This is a genomic window from Streptomyces tibetensis (assembly GCF_007655005.1).
GTDB lineage: Bacteria > Actinomycetota > Actinomycetes > Streptomycetales > Streptomycetaceae > Streptomyces > Streptomyces tibetensis.
Map to the genome: position 1 here is coordinate 1 of NZ_SZVW01000020.1, position 16,833 is coordinate 16,833.

General features: G+C 71.7%; 14 protein-coding genes and 1 pseudogene. 10 read left to right on the forward strand and 5 right to left on the reverse strand.

What is annotated here, in order from left to right:
• Positions 1–187: pseudogene (locus FDO69_RS30295) on the forward strand (aa3-type cytochrome oxidase subunit I); the annotation flags it as partial.
• On the forward strand, positions 184–534 hold the full coding sequence (locus FDO69_RS30300; protein ID WP_104784226.1) for a hypothetical protein: 351 nt from the start codon (positions 184–186) through the stop codon (positions 532–534). The pseudogene FDO69_RS30295 and the gene FDO69_RS30300, both read left to right, overlap by 4 nt.
• Before the next feature lie 144 nt (positions 535–678).
• Here FDO69_RS30300 and FDO69_RS30305 read toward each other — a convergent pair whose 3' ends face one another.
• Positions 679–1,338, reverse strand: coding sequence for a TetR/AcrR family transcriptional regulator (locus FDO69_RS30305; protein ID WP_104784229.1), 660 nt, complete (start codon positions 1,336–1,338; stop codon positions 679–681).
• Positions 1,339–1,533: 195 nt separating this feature from the next.
• On the opposite strand from FDO69_RS30305, the gene FDO69_RS30310 reads away from it, so the two are divergent.
• The gene (locus FDO69_RS30310) at positions 1,534–2,790 is read left to right on the forward strand and encodes a YncE family protein (RefSeq protein ID WP_104784231.1); all 1,257 of its coding nucleotides are present in this window, start codon (positions 1,534–1,536) and stop codon (positions 2,788–2,790) included.
• A 23-nt stretch (positions 2,791–2,813) separates the two neighbouring features.
• Here the strand turns inward: FDO69_RS30310 and FDO69_RS30315 are convergent, their stop codons facing one another.
• Together FDO69_RS30315 and FDO69_RS30320 are read right to left on the reverse strand one after the other, a co-directional pair.
• Complete coding sequence (locus tag FDO69_RS30315; RefSeq protein ID WP_104784630.1) at positions 2,814–4,673, reverse strand: cellulase family glycosylhydrolase; 1,860 nt, start codon at positions 4,671–4,673, stop codon at positions 2,814–2,816.
• Between the two features lie 82 nt (positions 4,674–4,755).
• Positions 4,756–6,732, reverse strand: coding sequence for an elongation factor G (locus FDO69_RS30320; protein WP_104784234.1), 1,977 nt, complete (start codon positions 6,730–6,732; stop codon positions 4,756–4,758).
• A 189-nt stretch (positions 6,733–6,921) separates the two neighbouring features.
• Here FDO69_RS30320 and FDO69_RS30325 point away from each other — a divergent pair, with 189 nt between their 5' ends.
• From FDO69_RS30325 to FDO69_RS30345, 5 genes are all read left to right on the forward strand, one after another.
• Entirely contained in the window at positions 6,922–8,028 is a 1,107-nt protein-coding gene (locus tag FDO69_RS30325; protein WP_104784237.1) for an XdhC family protein, read from the forward strand.
• A 118-nt stretch (positions 8,029–8,146) separates the two neighbouring features.
• Positions 8,147–8,479 carry a putative quinol monooxygenase gene (locus FDO69_RS30330; RefSeq protein ID WP_097222480.1) on the forward strand — a complete coding sequence of 111 codons (333 nt, stop codon included), beginning with the start codon at positions 8,147–8,149 and terminating at the stop codon, positions 8,477–8,479.
• A 134-nt stretch (positions 8,480–8,613) separates the two neighbouring features.
• On the forward strand, positions 8,614–9,621 hold the full coding sequence (locus tag FDO69_RS30335) for an NADP-dependent oxidoreductase (RefSeq protein WP_170320965.1): 1,008 nt from the start codon (positions 8,614–8,616) through the stop codon (positions 9,619–9,621).
• 26 nt (positions 9,622–9,647) lie between these two features.
• Positions 9,648–10,700, forward strand: coding sequence for an alcohol dehydrogenase catalytic domain-containing protein (locus FDO69_RS30340; protein ID WP_104784240.1), 1,053 nt, complete (start codon positions 9,648–9,650; stop codon positions 10,698–10,700).
• A gap of 73 nt (positions 10,701–10,773) precedes the next feature.
• Positions 10,774–11,373, forward strand: a complete 600-nt coding sequence (locus FDO69_RS30345; RefSeq protein ID WP_104784242.1) for a carboxymuconolactone decarboxylase family protein — start codon at positions 10,774–10,776, stop codon at positions 11,371–11,373.
• Here the strand turns inward: FDO69_RS30345 and FDO69_RS30350 are convergent.
• Entirely contained in the window at positions 11,370–12,179 is an 810-nt protein-coding gene (locus tag FDO69_RS30350; RefSeq protein WP_104784245.1) for a class I SAM-dependent methyltransferase, read from the reverse strand. The two genes, FDO69_RS30345 and FDO69_RS30350, sit on opposite strands and share 4 nt — an antisense overlap.
• A 33-nt stretch (positions 12,180–12,212) precedes the next feature.
• Entirely contained in the window at positions 12,213–12,722 is a 510-nt protein-coding gene (locus tag FDO69_RS30355) for a metallophosphoesterase family protein (RefSeq protein WP_104784248.1), read from the reverse strand.
• A gap of 95 nt (positions 12,723–12,817) precedes the next feature.
• Between FDO69_RS30355 and FDO69_RS30360 the strand changes: the two genes are divergently transcribed.
• The gene (locus FDO69_RS30360; protein WP_104784251.1) at positions 12,818–14,713 is read left to right on the forward strand and encodes a TerD family protein; all 1,896 of its coding nucleotides are present in this window, start codon (positions 12,818–12,820) and stop codon (positions 14,711–14,713) included.
• A 174-nt stretch (positions 14,714–14,887) separates the two neighbouring features.
• Positions 14,888–16,831, forward strand: coding sequence for a glycosyltransferase family 2 protein (locus FDO69_RS30365; RefSeq protein ID WP_104784254.1), 1,944 nt, complete (start codon positions 14,888–14,890; stop codon positions 16,829–16,831).
• The last annotated feature ends 2 nt before the right edge of the window (positions 16,832–16,833 follow it).

Here is a 16,833-nt window from a genome sequence, read left to right on the forward strand (position 1 = left end):
CAAGTACGGCAAGCCGGTCGGCGTCGACGACCCGTGGGGCTACGGCCGCTCCCTGGAATGGGCGACCTCCTGCCCGCCGCCGCGGCACAACTTCATCACCATGCCGAAGATCCGCAGCGAGTCCCCGGCGTTCGACCTGCACCACCACGCCGTCGCGGCGGCCGAGCGGGAGCTGACGCACCGATGACCGCCATGGAAGGGCTCCCCGTGGACCTGCGGGCGTTCCACAACGAGGTCGAGGGCCATCTCCTGGCCGCCGCAGCCCGCGAGGAGGCCCGTACCGCCGCGGCCCGCTTCGCCGCCGGGCTCGACCGGCTCCCGGAGCCGGAACGGGCGGAGGTGGCGAGGCGGTTCGCGGCGGAGCATCTTGCCCTCTCCCGGGCCTCGTGGCAGCGCACGGCCCGGCGCGGGGAGGAACTGCGGGGCGAGTACGAGGCGGTGTACCGCGGGCTCCGGGCGCGGCTGCTGGCCGGAGTGCTGCTGGGAGTCGCGCTGCTGGTCGCGGTGGATCTCGTGGTGCTGGCGTCGGTCTAAGGGGTCAGGACCGGCCCGGGTGGTGGCCCACCACTCGGGCGGCAGCCGACCGGTCCGTGCCCCCACGGCGTCGGCCCTTCCTGAGGCGAGCCTCCCGGGGAGCGCGGGTGCAGGTCACGTGCTCGCCGCCCCCGGCACCCGCCGTCACGCCTGCGGCTTCCATCCCTGCGGCCGCAGGATCCCCAGCAGCTGGCGGACCAGTTCGTCGACGACCTCGTCGAGCGTGGCGTCGACCCAGCCGGCGCTCCAGTCGTGCAGCAGGCCGTTGACGCTGCCGATGAAGGCCGTCGCGGGGAGGCGATAGTCGCGGGGTGCGGCCTCTCCCCGTGCGGCGGCCGCGTCGGCCTCGGCACAGATGAGGTCCACCCAGCCGGCCCGGCGGGCGAGCCGCTGCTCCTCCAGGTGCGCACTGACGCCGATGATCTCTACGAAGGTGATGCGGATCCGGCGCGGATCGGCGGTGACGTTCGCGGCGTAGGCGCGGAAGATGGCCGTGGCGCGCTCCACGAGCGGCAGGTCCGCCGCGCCAGCGGCCGCCTCCAGCACCGCGGCCTCGGCCCAGCCGTTGACCTGGAGGTGCAGTGCGGCGAGCACGTCCTCGAGGGTGCGGAACTCCTCGTAGAACTGCCGGGTGGACAGTCCGGCCGTCTCGCTGAGGGCCGCGACCGTGGTGGAGCGGAAGCCTGGGGTGTCGCCGAACAGCTGGAGCGCGGCGTCGAGGAACCGACGGCGGCGCTCGGCCTGCCGCTCCTCGGCTGTCTTGCCACCGTAGCGGCCGGTCGGCGCTCTGAGTCTGCCCGGCACCGGCTCTCCCTTCGTCGTTCGAACACTGATTTTGTCGTGCACGCGGTCTTGTGGAGAAGGCCACCCCTTCCTTACTTTGCAGTAAGTTGACTCTGAAAGCACGTGTGTTCAGTTTCCACACGCACCCCGCTTTGGCATGTCCCACTCACAACGCTCGCCCCCAGCAGCGACCCCACAGCAGAGAGGGGAGCCGTCATGCCCGTCTTCCGACGCCGGCACCTGTGCTCCGTAGCCGCAGCCCTGGCCCTGACCGTCACCGCTCCCGCGACCGCCGCCACCGCGGCCGCTCCGGGCTCCTCCGCCGCGCTGCGCGAGGTGCTGTTCGTGGGCAACAACTGGGACGGCACCGCCGATGTCATCCGGTCCTCCGGTGACTTCGGGAAGATCGGCCGCATCAACGTCATCCCCGACAAGGACGAGCGGATGGCGGCGATCAACGCCGACCCGATCAAGTGGATCTACTTCATGGCGATCCGCAACAGCGTCGGCGAGGGCCACGACCAGTTCGTCGACGACATGTACTCCACACCGGACGGGACGTCGGTGGTCGTCTCCCGGCCGAGCTTCGCCGACGTCGTGTCGATCGACCTCGCCTCCGGGAAGCTCAACTGGCGCTTCCCGGTGTCCGGTTACCGCTCCGACCACATGGCGGTCTCCCCCGACGGGGGGCGTGTGGCGGTGTCGGCGTCGACCGCCAACACCGTGCACGTGCTGGACATCGTCTCCGGCAAGGAGCTGGGCAAGTTCGGCACCGGCGACAAGCCGCACGAGAACATCTTCACGCAGGACGGCAAGTACATCTACAACATGGCGATCGGCGACGTGAACACGCAGACCGATGCCCCATGGCTGGACTGGACGAAGGGCGACCGGCGCATCACGGTCGTCGACGCCACGACGTACCAGCAGGTCAAGGTCATCGACATGCGTCCGCAGCTGGACGCGCTCGGGCTCAAGGACTACTCCGACGCGGTGCGCCCGGCCGTCTTCTCGCCGGACGAGTCGAAGCTGTACTTCCAGGTCTCCTTCTTCAACGGCTTCTTCGAGTACGACATCGCCACCGAGAAGATCACCCGCACCAAGACGCTGCCGAAGAACCCGGCGACCAGCGACGACCGCACCACCTTCGTCAACGACTCGCGCCACCACGGCATCTCGATGAGCCCGGACGGTCGCAAGCTGTGCGTCGCGGGCACGATGGACGACTACGCCACGGTCGTCGACCGCGCCACCCTCCAGGAGGGCCCGCTCGTCACCGCCTCCAAGCCCTACTGGGCCACGGTCAGCGGTGACGGCAAGTCCTGCGTGGTCTCCGAGAGCGGCACCGACCAGGTCACGGCCATCGACTTCGCCACCGGGAAGAAGGTCGTGTCCGTGCCGGTCGGTGACCACCCGCAGCGCGTCCGGCTCGGGCATGTGGCGGCCGACTGGACGAGCCCGTCCGCCAGGTGACCTCCTTGGGTCGACCTCTTTCTTCAGTCGACCTCCTTCGCCGCCCACGCCGCCAGTTCGGAGCGGGCCGCGGCGAGCAGATCCGCCGAGGGAGCCGTCGCCCCGTTGGTCACCAGCGCGTAGTGCAGGACGCCCGAGTCCGGCGCGGTGAGCAGCAGGCGGCGGCTTTCCGTGCCGCCGGGCTCCTGCGCCACGCCGACCGGGGTCGTCGAGGTGTAGGCCGGCGGGGCGTGGACCGTGCCCAGGTCGGAGACGACCGTGGTGGACGCGGTCGGGAAGCTCGCCGGCAGATGCATCTCGGTGGGCGCCGGGCCGCCGTTGGAGCGCCACAGCAACAGCCCGTACTGCCCGGACCCCACCAGCCGCTGCACGTTCGGCAGGGAGGCGGGCACCGGGTTCCAGGTCAGGGTCGTCGAGCCGTCCCGGGAGCGGTCCTCGTAGGTGAAGCCGACGGTCTCACCCGCCGTGGCGCTCGGGTAGAGACGGTCCAGGAGCCGGGCGTCCTGGCGCAGCACGGGCTTGCCCGTGTCGTCCAGGCGTACGGCGGACAGGTCCTCGTCGTTCCAGGCGTCGCCGGCCGTGAGCACCTTGTCGGGGTTGCCGTTCATCTGCTCGCGGTGGCGGCCGTTGTAGATGTCCCACTGCCACTGGGAGCCGGAGAGCACGGGCCCCGAGGCCGCCGGGTCGGACCACCAGTCGGCGCCTTTGAGGCGGGAGTCGAGGGCCTGGTACATCGCTTTGAGGACGGTCGGTGCCTTGTCGGAGACGTTGCCCGCGAGCGGGTGTCCGAACTCGCTGACCACGGCGGCCGTCCGCGCGGCGGCGGCCCGGTCGCGGACGGTGCGGAAGTCACCCGTGTACTGGCCGTCGGCCGCCTTACCCCACATGAAGACGCCGGAGATGGCCTTCTGGTCGTAGAAGTGCGTGTTGAAGACGTAGCGCGGTCCGAGAGCGCCGGCGTCCAGCAGGCCGCCCTCCTGCTTCTGGAAGTCGAGGTTGGCGTTCCAGAAGAGGTTCGGCTCGACGAACGCGGGCTTGTCGCGCCATCCGGCCGTGTCCATGCGGGCCCGGAACTTCTCGTAGAAGGGCCAGAGCACGTCCTTCTCCCAGGTGCGGCTGGTCTGCCCGGAGTCGTGGACGCCCGCGTGCGGTTCGTTGTAGGGGTCGAAGCCGGCGACGCCCTTGAACTGGTCGGTGCTCAGGTGCTGTTGCACGTACCGCATGGTCTTCTCGGCGGTGGCGAGGAAGGCGTCCTGCACGCCGTGCGCGTTGTGCCAGAAGTCGTACGAGGCACGCTTCACGGCCTCGTTCTGGGTGATGTTCTGCCCCCAGAAGAGGCAGATCCCGCAGGACTCGTCCGGGTAGTTCCCGGCGTCCACGGCCCACTTGGGGGCGCCGTCGCCGGTGTACCAGCTGTCGGTGTCGAAGAGGTGCCGGGAGTAGAGGTCCTGGTGGAAGTCGGGGTAGACCCGGATGCCTGCGTCGAGGAAGGCCTTCATCTGGTCGGTGGCGGCGGCCAGATAGGCGGTGTCCACCTGGCCGCGCTCGGGTTCGGCGTAGGCCCAGGACAGCAGGAAGCGGACGGTGTTGCCGCCGCCGAGGGCGCGCAGCGCGGTCGCCGACCTGCGGGCGTCGGCGACCGAGGCGAAGGGCAGGCCCTTGTTCTCCGCGAGCTTGGTCCCGCCGGAGACGTTGTAGCCGCGCAGCACGATCTCGCGGCCGTGGGCGTCGGTGAAGCGGCCGCCCTGCACGGTGACGGTGGGATCGTCGAACCAGAGGGAACCGGGCGGGGGCGCGGCGGTGGCCGGCGGTACGCCCGCCACCGAGACGGAGCCGAAGAGGACAGCCAGGACGACCAGCAGACGCGCTCGGATAGTCGGCATGTCCACTACAGTCCGGCGATATCAGGACACCGTCAACACCCCTGACTCCGGAGTAAGTTCCCTCTCGAACAACCCTCACACGTCAACCACCCACTCTCCGTGTCACGTTCAACAAGTACTCCTTCCTGTTCAGCGGGTTGTGGTCGGTGCGCGGGCGCTCCGGAATCGTGCCGTGCACGACCGGCGCGTAGTGGGAGAACGAGCTCTCCAGCTCGCCCTCGCCCCGGGTGAGCCCGGGCAGCCGCTGTCCGAGGGCGTGCACCCGGGCGGCCGGCACGGTGCCTTCGAGGACGCAGAGGGCGTCCCGGTTCCGCGTCGCCTCGGGCACGGCCGCGAGCTGGGCGAGGACCGGCAGCAGGGCACCGAGGGTGTCGGCGGGCGCCTCGATGCGGAAGCGGTGCATCGGCTCGTGGACCCGTGTCCCGGCACGCCGCAGCGCCTCGACAAGCACCAGCGGGGTCACGCCGCGGAAGTCGGCGCCCGTGCTGGACATGCTCTTGTCGAAGCCCTGGTGGGCATGGCTCTGGCGGGGCGAGTAGCCGCTGTGCGTCATGGTGACCACGCAGTCGGTGACCCGCCAGCCGTACAGGCCCTGCTCCAGGGTCTCGCGGACGGTGTCCTCGACGGCCTTGAAGAAGGCGTACGGCATCGACCCGAGCTCCACCTCGAGCCGGAAGCCGACACCCGAGCCGACCGGTGCGGGCTCGACGCGCAGACCGACCGTCGCGAGGAACGGATTGGGGTCCTTCTTGTTGAACTCCACGGCCTGCCCCGCACCGCGCGGCCGTTCCACGCACAGCGGGGTGGTCTCGCGGAAGGTGACGTCGAGGCCGTACTCCCCGGCGAGGGTGGCCTGGATGACCTCCTTCTGCACCTCGCCGTACAGGGAGACGGAGGTCTCCTGGCGGAGTTCGTCGCGGCGCAGTCCGATCAGCGGGTCCTGCTCGGCGAGTTGGGTGAGCGCGAGGTGCAGCGCTCCCCGGTTCACGCCCGGGCCGGGGACGACGACCGTCTCCAGGGTCGGCGGGGCGAAGAAGTGCTCGTACGCCTTGTGGGGTTCGCCGATCGCGTCGCCGATCCGGATGTCGCCGAGCCCGGTGAGGCGGGCGATCCGGCCGGCGGCGACGGAGTCCTCGCGGATGTCCGTGCCGTGGCCGAAGACGCTGATGCCGGTGATCCGGCCTTCGGCGCCGTCCGTTCCGAAGGGGACCCGGTCGCGGGTGCGCAAGGTCCCGGAGAACATCCGGGCGTAGGCGACCTTCTCCCCCGCCGGGCCCCGGTCGACCTTGAAGACGGTGGCGGAGACCGGCCCGTCCGCGTCCCCGTCGGCCACCGGCAGCAGGGTTTCGATGCCGGACAGCAGCGCCTCCACACCCGCGCCCGTGGCGGCGGAGCCGAAGTAGACCGGGTGGACGAGCGCCTCACGGGTCCGAGCGACGAGGGAGCCGTGCAGCAGCTCGTCGGTGACGGTGTTCTCGACGTACGCGGCCAGCAGGGCGTCGTCGTGCCCGGCCAGGACGTCCAGGGCGGCGGCGGCGGGCGCGGGGCCGGGGGTGAAGCGGGCCGCGCGGGTGCCGAGGCCGGTGGCGGTCCCCATCGGCACGATCGCGGGCGTCAGCCGCGCCGAGATCTCCCGCAGCACCGCCTCGTGGCGCGCCCCGCTCCGGTCGATCTTGTTGACGAAGAGCAGCGTCGGGATGCGCAGCCGCTGGAGCGTCCGCATCAGCACCCGCGTCTGTGCCTGTACACCCTCCACGGCGGAGATCACGAGGACGACGCCGTCCAGCACGCCGAGGACGCGCTCCACCTCGGCGATGAAGTCCGGGTGACCGGGGGTGTCGATGAGGTTGACGGTCACGCCGTCGAGAGGGAACGAGACGACGGCGGACTTGATGGTGATGCCGCGCTGCCGTTCCAGGGCGAGGGTGTCGGTGCGGGTGTTCCCGTCGTCGACGCGGCCGATCTCGTCGATCACCCCGGCCGAATGGAGCAGCCGCTCGGTCAGGCTGGTCTTACCGGCGTCGACATGGGCGAGAATTCCAAGGTTGAGCATGTGCACGAAGCGTCGTGTCCTTCGCAGAGAGGTCCGTTCCTGGCTGGGGGGACAGGCACGCAGTGCGCATTCGGAACTCCTCGGGACTCGTCGACGTCGCTGTCCTGAGCAGTGCAGCAGACCGGCGCGGGGGGCCACAACGGAATTACCCGCCGCCGGGGTACCCGGCGAGCGCCCGACGGAGAGGAGTGGCTCGTGCGTGACGTTCTCCCGGTGCTCGGCCGCTGGTACGCGGCCGGGGTCCCGTTCGGCCTCGCGACGGTCGTCGAGGTCAGCCGCAGCGCGCCGCGCGACCCGGGCGCGGCGATGGCGGTGGGCCCGGACGAGGAGGTCGTGGGCAGCGTGTCCGGGGGCTGTGTCGAGGGCGCGGTGTTCGAGCTGGCACAGGCCGTGGCCGCGGGCGGCGAGGCCCGGCTGGAGACCTTCGGCTACAGCGACGAGGACGCCTTCGCGGTCGGCCTGACCTGCGGCGGCGAGATCACGCTGCTGGTGCGCGCCGTCACGCCCGAGCGCGATCCCGGCTTGGGCGCGGTCGCGGACTCGGTCGCGGCGGGCGAGCCGGTCACCGTGGCGACCGTGGCCGACGGACCGGCGCCGCGCGGGGCCGCCCTGGCCGTGTGGCCGGACCGGACTCTCGGCACCCTCGGCACGAGCGGCCTGGACGTGGCCGTGACCGCCGACGCCCGCGGCGAACTCGCCCTCGGCGCGACCGGCATGCGGCACTACGGGCCCGAGGGGCAGCGCCGCGAGGACGCCGTCAGCGTGTTCCTGCAGTCCTTCGCGCCGCCGCCGCGGATGCTGGTCTTCGGCGCGATCGACTACGCCGCGGCCGTGGCCCGCATCGGCGGCTTCCTCGGCTACCGGGTCACCGTCTGCGACGCCCGCCCCGTCTTCGCCACGCCCCGGCGCTTTCCCGAGGGCGTCGAGGTGGTCGCGCAGTGGCCGCACCGCTACCTGCGCGAGGCCGTCACGGACGAGCGCACGGTGATCTGCGTTCTCACGCACGACCCGAAGTTCGACGTGCCGCTGCTGACGGAGGCCCTGCGCCGCCCGGCCGCCTACATCGGCGCGATGGGCAGCCGCCGCACCCACGCCGACCGGGCCGCACGGCTGGCCGAGGCCGGACTCACCAAGCGCGAGCTGTCCCGGCTGCGCTCACCGGTCGGCCTCGACCTGGGGGCCCGTACACCCGAGGAGGTGGCGGTGTCCGTCGCCGCCGAGATCGTGGCGCTGCGCTGGGGCGGCACCGGAGCGCCGCTCACCGCGACGGAGGGGGCGGTACATCCGCACCGGTCCTCCTGATCACCGGCGCGGCCTTCCGTCACGTCGCCATCGAGTCGGGTTCGTACGATCGAGTCGCCAACGCCCACCTGCGGACGCGATCGCGCTCGCACTTCAGCACTGCACCGAAGGGAACCCCATGATCTTCATCACCGCCAAGTTCCGCGTCCGCCCCGAGCACGCCGACCGGTGGCCCGAGATCGCCGCCGATTTCACCCGGGCGACGCGCGCCGAGCCCGGCTGTCTGTGGTTCGACTGGTCGCGCAGCGTGGACGAGCCGTCGGAGTACGTCCTGGTCGAGGCCTTCCGCGACGACGAGGCCGGAGCCGCGCACGTACAGTCCGCGCACTTCAAGGCCGCGCAGCAGACGCTGCCTCCGCATCTGGCCGAGACGCCTCGGATCGTGAACGCCAACGTCCCGCAGGACGACTGGTCGCTCCTCGGGGAGATGGCGGTGCCGGGGCAGGAATAGCTCGCCGCCCCGGGCTCGGCCGGCCGCATGAGCCGTAAGTCGTAGCGGACCGGCTCTTGCCCCGGACGGCGGGCCCCCGTACGCTCACGGCCGTACCGACTGGACGGTATGCAGCCGGAGGAGAGTCGCCGCAGATGAGTACGATCAACCGCCAGATACGCCTGGCCGCACGTCCCGTGGGAGAGCCGCGTCCCACCGACTGGGAGCATGTCGAGGAGCCCGCGGGACAGCCGGGCGACGGGGAGTTCCTGGTACAGGTGCTCTGTCTGTCGATCGACCCGGCGATGCGCGGCTGGATGGACGCGGGCAGGTCCTACATCCGCCCGGTGGAGATCGGCGAGGTGATGCGCGCCGGTGCGGTGGGGAGGGTGGTCGCCTCCCGGCACCCCGGGTTCGCGGTCGGTGACCATGTGTCGGGCACGTTCGGCGTGCAGGAGTACTGCGTGTCGGACGGACGCGGCGTGACCAAGGTCGACCCCGCGGCAGCTCCCCTGCCGACCTATCTCGGCACGCTCGGCATGTCGGGCCTGACGGCCTACTTCGGCCTGATCGAGGTCGGGCGTCCCGAGCCGGGGCAGACCGTCGTGGTCTCCGGAGCGGCCGGGGCCGTCGGCAGCGTCGTCGGGCAGATCGCCAAGATCCTCGGATGCCGGGTCATCGGCATCGCCGGTGGCGAGGCCAAGTGCCGGATGGTGGTGGACGAGTTCGGATTCGACGCCGCGATCGACTACCAGAGCGAGGACGTCCGCAAGGCCCTGCGCGAGCACGCCCCCGACGGCGTCGACGTGTACTTCGACAACGTCGGCGGCGACGTTCTGGACGCCGTGCTGCTGCGACTGGCGCGCGGCGCCCGCGTCGTGGTCTGCGGCGCGATCTCCCAGTACAACAGCACCAAGCCGCAAGGCCCGGCCAACTACCTGTCGCTGCTGGTGAACCGGGCGTCCATGACGGGCATCGTGGTGTTCGACTACGCCGATCGGTACGCGGAGGGCATCGCGCAGATGGCCGCTTGGCGGGCGGAGGGCCGGCTGAAGTCCCTGGAGGACGTGGTGTCCGGCTCGGTCGCTGCGTTCCCCGAGACCCTGATGCGCCTGTTCCGTGGTGACAACCGCGGCAAGCTGGTGCTGAAGATCGCGGACTGACCGGGCCGAGGGGAGGGAGAGATCCGGTGAAGGCACTGACCTATCACGGCCGTCACGACATCCGGTTCGGGGACGTCCCCGACCCGGCCGTCACCAGCCCCGCCGACGCGGTGGTGCGCGTGACCGCGGCCGGCATCTGCGGCAGCGACCTGCACATCTACGGCGGCAACGGGTTCAGCCCCGAACTGGGCTACACGCCGGGACACGAGTGCGTCGGCGTGGTCGTCGACACCGGCAGCCAGGTCACCCGCTTCAAGCCCGGGGACCGGGTTCTGGTGCCCGCCTCCGTCGGCTGTGCTCGCTGCGGGCAGTGCGCGGCCGGGTTCACCGCCCGCTGCGAACGCGCCACGTCGAGCACGGAGCTCTGCTACGGGGTCGGTCCGAAGCTCCCCGGCAGCCAGGCCGAGGCCCTGGCCGTGCCCTGTGCCGACGTCAATCTGGTGCGCCTGTCGGAGGACATCTCCGACGAGGCGGCCGTCGTCCTCACGGACAACGCGCCCACCGCCTGGTACGGCTGCCGTCGCGCCCGCATCCAGCCCGGTGAGACCGTCCTGGTCATCGGTCTCGGCCCGGTCGGCCTCATGGCCGCCCAGTCCGCCTTCGCGATGGGCGCGGCCCGGGTGCTGGGTGTGGACCTGGTCGCCGAGCGCCGCGCCTTCGCCGCGGGCCTGGGCGTCGAGCCGGTCGAGGGCGACGACGTGCGGTCGGCCATCCGGGACATGACCGCCGGACGCGGTCCGGACGCCGTGGTGGAGGCCGTTGGCTCCGACGCCACCATCCAACTCGCCGTCAAGGCCGTCCGGCAGGCGGGCCGGGTCAGTGTGATCGGGGTCAGCCAGAACAAGGCGTTCCCGTTCCACATGTACCTGGCGCAGGTCAAGGAACTGGAGTTCGCCATCGGGCTGTGCTCGGTGCACTACGAACTCCCTGCCCTGATCGCCCTCACCCGTGCCGGACGGATCAAGCCCGAGGTCGTGGTCTCGCACCGCTTCGCCCTCTCCGAAGGGCCGACGGCGTACGAACTGTTCGCAGGCCGCTCCGACGGCGTGCGCAAGATCGTGCTCGACCCGACGGGCTGACTGCTCACGGCTCTCCGCTGCCAGGCCTGCCTCCAGTCTCCTAGGGTGAGTCCCTCCGAGACTGGAGGCAGCCATGTCACAGCGCCACGAAGCCGCCCGACCGACCCGTCCGCGGCTCAAGCCGCTCCCCGAAGAACGGTGGGACCCGCGGACCCGGGAACTGCTGGCCGCCGCTCCCCACGACCCCGGGGGCGGGATCCCGAACATCTTCACCACGCTCGTGCGTCATCCCGATCTCTACGAGCAGTTCCTGCCGTTCGGTGGGCAGTTGCTCGGCGCGGGCCGACTGCCGGGGGAAGTGCGCGAGTTACTGATCCTGCGCACGGCATGGAACACCGGCGCGCGGTACGAGTGGGGGCGGCACCTCCCCCTGGCCAGGGCCGCGGGCGTCACGGAGGCGGAGATCGACCGCATCGGCGCAGGGCCTCAGGCGCCCGGCTGGGCGGACCTCCAGCGGCACCTGATCCGCGCGGCGGACGAGCTGCACGGCGATGCCACGATGTCCGATGCGACCTGGGAGGGTCTGGCCGGGCACTTCGGTGACGCCGAACTGATCGAGATCGTCATGCTGGTGGGGCAGTACCAGATGGTGGCCTTCTTCCTGAATGCCACCGGTGTTGAACTGGAGCCCGGTTTCGACAGCACCGGCTTCCCGGAGGGGGCTCGACCCTAGGGCCCGTCGTCTGCCGGCCTGCGGCCCCACGCCGAGATCATCGGCGAGGTGGCCAGGTCCAGGCGTCCCGCCTCCACGGCGGCGAGATGCCCGTCGATCTCCTCGTCCGTGGCGAGACCCGCGGCGACGAGCCGGTCCCGTACCTGCCGGACTGTGGCCGCCTCCAGGACGTCGCAGGCGGGCGAGGTGATCGGGAAGTAGGCGTCGGCCTCGACGTCCACGAGACCCGCCTCGCGCAGCAGCCGGGGCAGTCTGCGCCCGTAGGAGAGGTCGGCACCGCGTTGCCGCAGCAGTTCCCGGAAGCCGGTGCGCAGACGGTTGGCCCGCTGCTGCTCGGGGCCGTGCTCGTCGGGGCAGATCAGCGGCTGCAGCGCGGGGTCGGCGTCCTCGACCAGCAGCACTCCCCCGGGCCGCAGGGCCTGCGCCATGGAGCGCAGCGCGGCGTCGCGCTCGGTGACGTGGACCAGGACGAGACGGGCGTGCACCAGGTCGAAGGGGCCCTGCGGAGGGGCGTCGCGGCCGACGTCGTGCCGGAGTACCTCGACCCCCGCGGTGGCGTCCGTCCCGGTCCAGGACACGTCGATGTCGGTGGCGAGCACACGCCCAAAGGGCCCGACGCGCTCGCGCAGCCACGCAGCGACGCTCGGTCCGCCGGCCCCGACCTCCCAGCACCGCCAGCCTTCGGCGATCCCGGCCGTCTCGAAGTGCCGGAACGTCGAGGCGTCGAAGAGTGCCGCCAGCGCGTCGAAGCGCGTGCCGGCCTCGGCCTGCCGGTTGTCCAGGAGGTACCCCTCGTCGTGACCCATGCGGCGATCATGCCACGGGCCCGGTGGGGCGGTTCAGTGCGGTGCGCGGGGCGGCAGCCGGTGCAGTTCCACGTCCGTGAGCTGCCCGTCGGCGACGGCGGCCGTCATGTAGGTGCAGTGGGGCTGACGGCGGCGGTCCGTCGGGGAGCCCGGGTTCAGCAGGCGCAGGCCGTTGGGGGCCGTGGTGTCCCAGGGGATGTGACTGTGGCCGAAGACCAGCACGTCCAGACCGGGGAAGCGGGCGGCACACCGCTGCTCCCGGCCCTGCTTGGCGCCCGTCTCGTGAATCACGCCGAACCGCACCCCGCCCAGCTCCGCGTACGCCACCTCGGGCAGCCGGGCGCGCAGTTCCGGCCCGTCGTTGTTGCCGTACACCCCGACGAGCCTGCGGCAGCGCGCCTCCAGCAGATCGAGGGTGCCGGTGTCGACCCAGTCCCCGGCGTGGAACACGACATCGGCGTGCGGGAGTTCGGCGAGCAGGGGGGCGGGCAGTTCCCTGGCCCGCTTGGGCAGGTGAGTGTCGGACATCAGTAGCAGTCGCACATCATCACCCTAGAGGGTGCCGTTCAATATGTACTTATACGGATGAATCGACATTCGGGTTGAAGGGTCGGTGAAGATCCCTCCATCCTTCCTTCATGTCTCTCCTCTCCCCTGCCTTCGACGCGTCCGGCCTGCGCGACTACGCCCACGACTGGGCGGTGGTCGACGTGGAGACGTCCGGGCTGGTCGCTCGCCGCGACCGGGTCCTGTCCCTGGCCGTGGTGGTGCTGGGGCCGGACGGTGAGCAGACGGACGAGTTCTCGACGCTCCTCGACCCCGGCTGCGATCCCGGGCCGGTGCACGTCCACGGGCTCACGGCCGAGAGGCTGCGCGGCGCACCGGGCTTCGGCCAGGTCGCCCCGCGGATCGCCGCGATGCTGCGGGACCGGGTGCTCGTCGCGCACAACGCCCAGTTCGACTACGACTTCCTCGCCCACGAGTTCGCCCGCGCCGGCACCGCGCTGCCCGTGGCCCGTCGCCTGTGCACCCTCGCACTGAACCGACGGGTCGATCCGCCGACCGAGGACCTCAGGCTGGGCACGCTCGCCGCCCACTACGGCGTCCCCCAGATCAGGGCACACGACGCACTCGACGACACCCGGGTGCTGGCGGGGGTGCTGCGCGCCTCACTGCGAGAGGCGGCGCGCCTCGAGCTGCCGCTGCCGTTCGTGTCCTGCCCGCCCCGCCAGGACCCCCGGTTCGCTCCCCGGACGCCCAAGACGCCGTGCGCCTACCGCAATCCGGGGCGGCCGGAGCCGGACGGGCCACTGGCGCAGGGCATGAAGGTCGCGATCACCGGTGAGACGCTGACGCCCCGCGTGGAGCTGGAACGGCAGGCCGTCGAGGCCGGGCTGAACGTCATGGCGTCCGTCAGCCGGCACACCAGCGCACTGGTCACCAACGACGCCTCGTCCGGCTCCGGCAAGGCGCGTCGCGCGCTGGCCGAGGGCGTGCCGGTGCTCGACGAGGCCACGTTCGTACGGCTGCTGGGGGACGTACGGCCGGGTACACCGCACGAGCTGACGCGATCCGCGGAAGCCGCGATCCCCTCGCCCGCGACGCCTCCCGGCACGGCACGCACCCCCCAGCCGGTCCAGGAGCCCACGGCCACGGCCGTCACCCTCCCCGGACCAGCGCCCTCGGCACCGTCCACGCCACCTCATCCGGCCCACCCTGCCACCCAGGACCGCCCCCTCTCCGGGCGACGCGTCCTGGTGCTCGGTGGCACGCACCCCGATGCCGTCGCGGCCCGCGGCCGGATCGTCGAGCTCGGCGGGGCAGCGGCGATCAACCTCTCCTCCAGCGTCACCGACGTCGTGCTCCTGGAGGGCGGCGAACGGGACCGCCGGATGAAGCGGATCACCGCACTCGCCTTCCCCACACACGACGCCGCATGGCTCGACGCCCCGGTCACCACCCCGCTCCCTGGGCAGGGCGGCGGGCCGGCGGCACCGCGCGTCCTCCCGCGCGGCGGTGTCATCGACCTGCCGCAGCCGAGCGGATCCGCCGCCGCGGTCCCCTGGACCGTCACAGCCGCCTGGGCGCAGCAGACGTCGTGCGAGATCGACGTGGTCGCCTTCGTCGTCGACGAGGAGGAACAGGTCTGTTTCGACGAGGACTTCGTCTTCTACGGCGCGCCCGAGAATCCGGGAGGGACGGTGCGGCTGCACAGCGACGGGCCGACGGAGCAGACCATCGGCGTCGATCTCGCCGCACTGCCGCCCTCGGCGCGCAAGGTCGTGGTCGCCGCCGCCATCGACGGCTCGCCCACTTTCGGCGACATCGGCGCGATCCACATCAGCTCCGGACCGGGCACCAGCGCCGCGCCCCTGGTCCAGGCCACTCTGGACGCCGCGACCACCGAGCGCACCATGCTGCTCGCCGAGCTCTACCGCCGCGGGCCGCTGTGGCGACTGCGTGCGGTGGGCCAGGGGTACGACCGAGGACTGGTCGCTCTTGCCCGGGGCTACGGTGTGGATGTCTCCGACTGACGAGCGCTTTTGACCGCGAACAGACAGACGCCGCAGCTCAGTTGCCCTGTGGGCGGTGATGATCACGGCGAGGTCTCGAAACGTGAGACGACCTCGCCGAGCGGGTTAGCATCGGGCAACAAGCAGTGCAACAGGACGTCTACGGCAAGCGACCCGAAGGGGCCCGGAAACCCGATGCCGGTCAAGGTCAGCGTCATCGTCCCCGTGTACAACCCGGGGATCTACATCGAGGACTGCATCTCCTCGCTGCAGCGGCAGTCACTGCCTCCCGACGAGTTCGAGGTGATCTTCGTCGACGACGGCTCGACCGACGAGACCCCGGCCCGGCTCGACGCGCTCGCGGCCGAGGACCCCCGGATGAAGGTCGTCCACCAGGAGAACTCCGGCTGGTCGGGCAAGCCCCGCAACGTCGGCATCGAGGCCTCCCGGGGCGAGTTCGTGATGTTCGTCGACAACGACGACTACCTCGGCGACGAGGCCCTGGAGCGGATGTACGACTACGGCGTGGCCAACGGCGCCGACGTCGTCGTGGGCAAGATGGCCGGCAGGAACCGCGCGGTGCCGGTGGAGCTGTTCCGCCGCAACCACCCGCGTGCCACCGTCGCGAACGCCCCGCTCATCGACAGCCTCACCCCCCACAAGATGGTCCGCCGGGCCTTCCTGGACCGCATCGGCCTGCGCTTTCCCGAGGGCCGAAGGCGCCTGGAGGACCACGTCTTCGTCGCCGAGGCGTATCTGCGCGCGGAGAACGTCTCGGTGCTCAGCGACTACGTGTGCTACTACCACATCCGCCGGGACGACGGCTCCAACGCCGGCTTCGAACGCTTCGACCCCGTCGGCTACTTCAAGAACCTGCGCGAGGCCCTCGACGTCGTCGAGCAGTACACGGAGCCCGGTCCGGTGCGCGACCGGCTGTTCCGGCGCTGGCTGCGCGTGGAGATGGTGGAACGGCTGCGGTCCCGGCGCCTGCTGAACCTGCCGGACGACTACCGCAGGGAGCTGTTCGGGGAGATCCACGAGGTCGTGGTCGAGCGCTTCGGGCCGGGTGTCGCGGCCGGACTGCAGCCGACGCAGCAGGTCATCGCCGCGCTGACGGCGGCCGACCGCTACGACGACGTGGTGGCCTTCGCGGAGTGGGAGGCGGGTGTCGCCCCCGCGGCGGCCCCCGGGGACATCGAGTGGCGCGACGGGTCGCTCCGTATCGGCTTCACGGCCGAGTACCTGTCCGGCGGCGAGCCGATGCTGTTCCCCGCCGGTGCCGAGGCCGCGCCGCTGACCGACGCGCCGAAGGACGTCACCGAGGCGGTGCGGTGGGTGGCCTCGGAGACCGCCGCGAGGTTCGGGCAGGCCACGGCCGATCTGCTGCTGCGGGAGCGCTCCAGCGCCGCGCAGTACTTCCAGCCGGTGGAGTTCACGCGCGAGACGGTGCCGGCCGGGGACGGCGAGGAGGTCCGGCTGGTGCTGCGGGCGACCGCCACGGTCGACCCGGCCGATCTGCCCCGCGAGGGCGTCTGGGACGCGCTCGTCCGGGTGAAGTCGGGTGGCTGGACCAAGGAGTGCCGGCTGGGCCCGGCGCCGCGCGAGGACCGGCCCACGCCCCAGGCGGGAATCGTCGGCGACCTCCCGGTGCTGCCGTACTGGACCGATCCGCACGGCAACCTCTCCCTGGAGCTCGGCGCGCGCGGCAAGCGGCTCGGCCTGGGCCGTGTGCAGCTGGGGGACGTCACCGTCTCCGACAGGCGGTTCCGTGTCGTGCTCCCGGTGTACGTCACGGACGACAGGGAGGTCCGGCTGAGGTTCGTCTCCTCCAGCCGGATCCTGGAGACGTCCGGCACCCTCTCCCCCGACGCGGACCGGCCGGGCTCGGTGCTGGCGGCGGACCTGCCCACCGAGGACCTCTCGGGCGACGTCTGGCGGGTCGCCGTGTGCCTGAACCCGGACGCCGAGGGGGCTCGCTTCGCCGGCCTGCCGTTCGCGCTGCGGGCCGGGGGCGGGAGCGTGCTGGTGACGCCGGCGCCGGGGCCCGGTGTCGCGCTGCGGCTGGCCCGGCGCGCGCGACGCGTGCTCGGCGCCGCACGCCGGAAGGTGAATTCCCGTATCAGGACCCAAGGACGGTGACG

Coding starts and splice junctions, on each gene's coding strand:
- FDO69_RS30350 (WP_104784245.1), bottom strand. CDS start 12,179: ATGGGTCACGACGAGGGGTACCTCCTGGACAACCGGCAGGCCGAGGCC.
- FDO69_RS30330 (WP_097222480.1), top strand. CDS start 8,147: ATGATCTTCATCACCGCCAAGTTCCGCGTCCGCCCCGAGCACGCCGAC.
- FDO69_RS30365 (WP_104784254.1), top strand. CDS start 14,888: ATGCCGGTCAAGGTCAGCGTCATCGTCCCCGTGTACAACCCGGGGATC.
- FDO69_RS30335 (WP_170320965.1), top strand. CDS start 8,614: ATGAGTACGATCAACCGCCAGATACGCCTGGCCGCACGTCCCGTGGGA.
- FDO69_RS30300 (WP_104784226.1), top strand. CDS start 184: ATGACCGCCATGGAAGGGCTCCCCGTGGACCTGCGGGCGTTCCACAAC.
- FDO69_RS30310 (WP_104784231.1), top strand. CDS start 1,534: ATGCCCGTCTTCCGACGCCGGCACCTGTGCTCCGTAGCCGCAGCCCTG.
- FDO69_RS30345 (WP_104784242.1), top strand. CDS start 10,774: ATGTCACAGCGCCACGAAGCCGCCCGACCGACCCGTCCGCGGCTCAAG.
- FDO69_RS30315 (WP_104784630.1), bottom strand. CDS start 4,673: ATGCCGACTATCCGAGCGCGTCTGCTGGTCGTCCTGGCTGTCCTCTTC.
- FDO69_RS30360 (WP_104784251.1), top strand. CDS start 12,818: ATGTCTCTCCTCTCCCCTGCCTTCGACGCGTCCGGCCTGCGCGACTAC.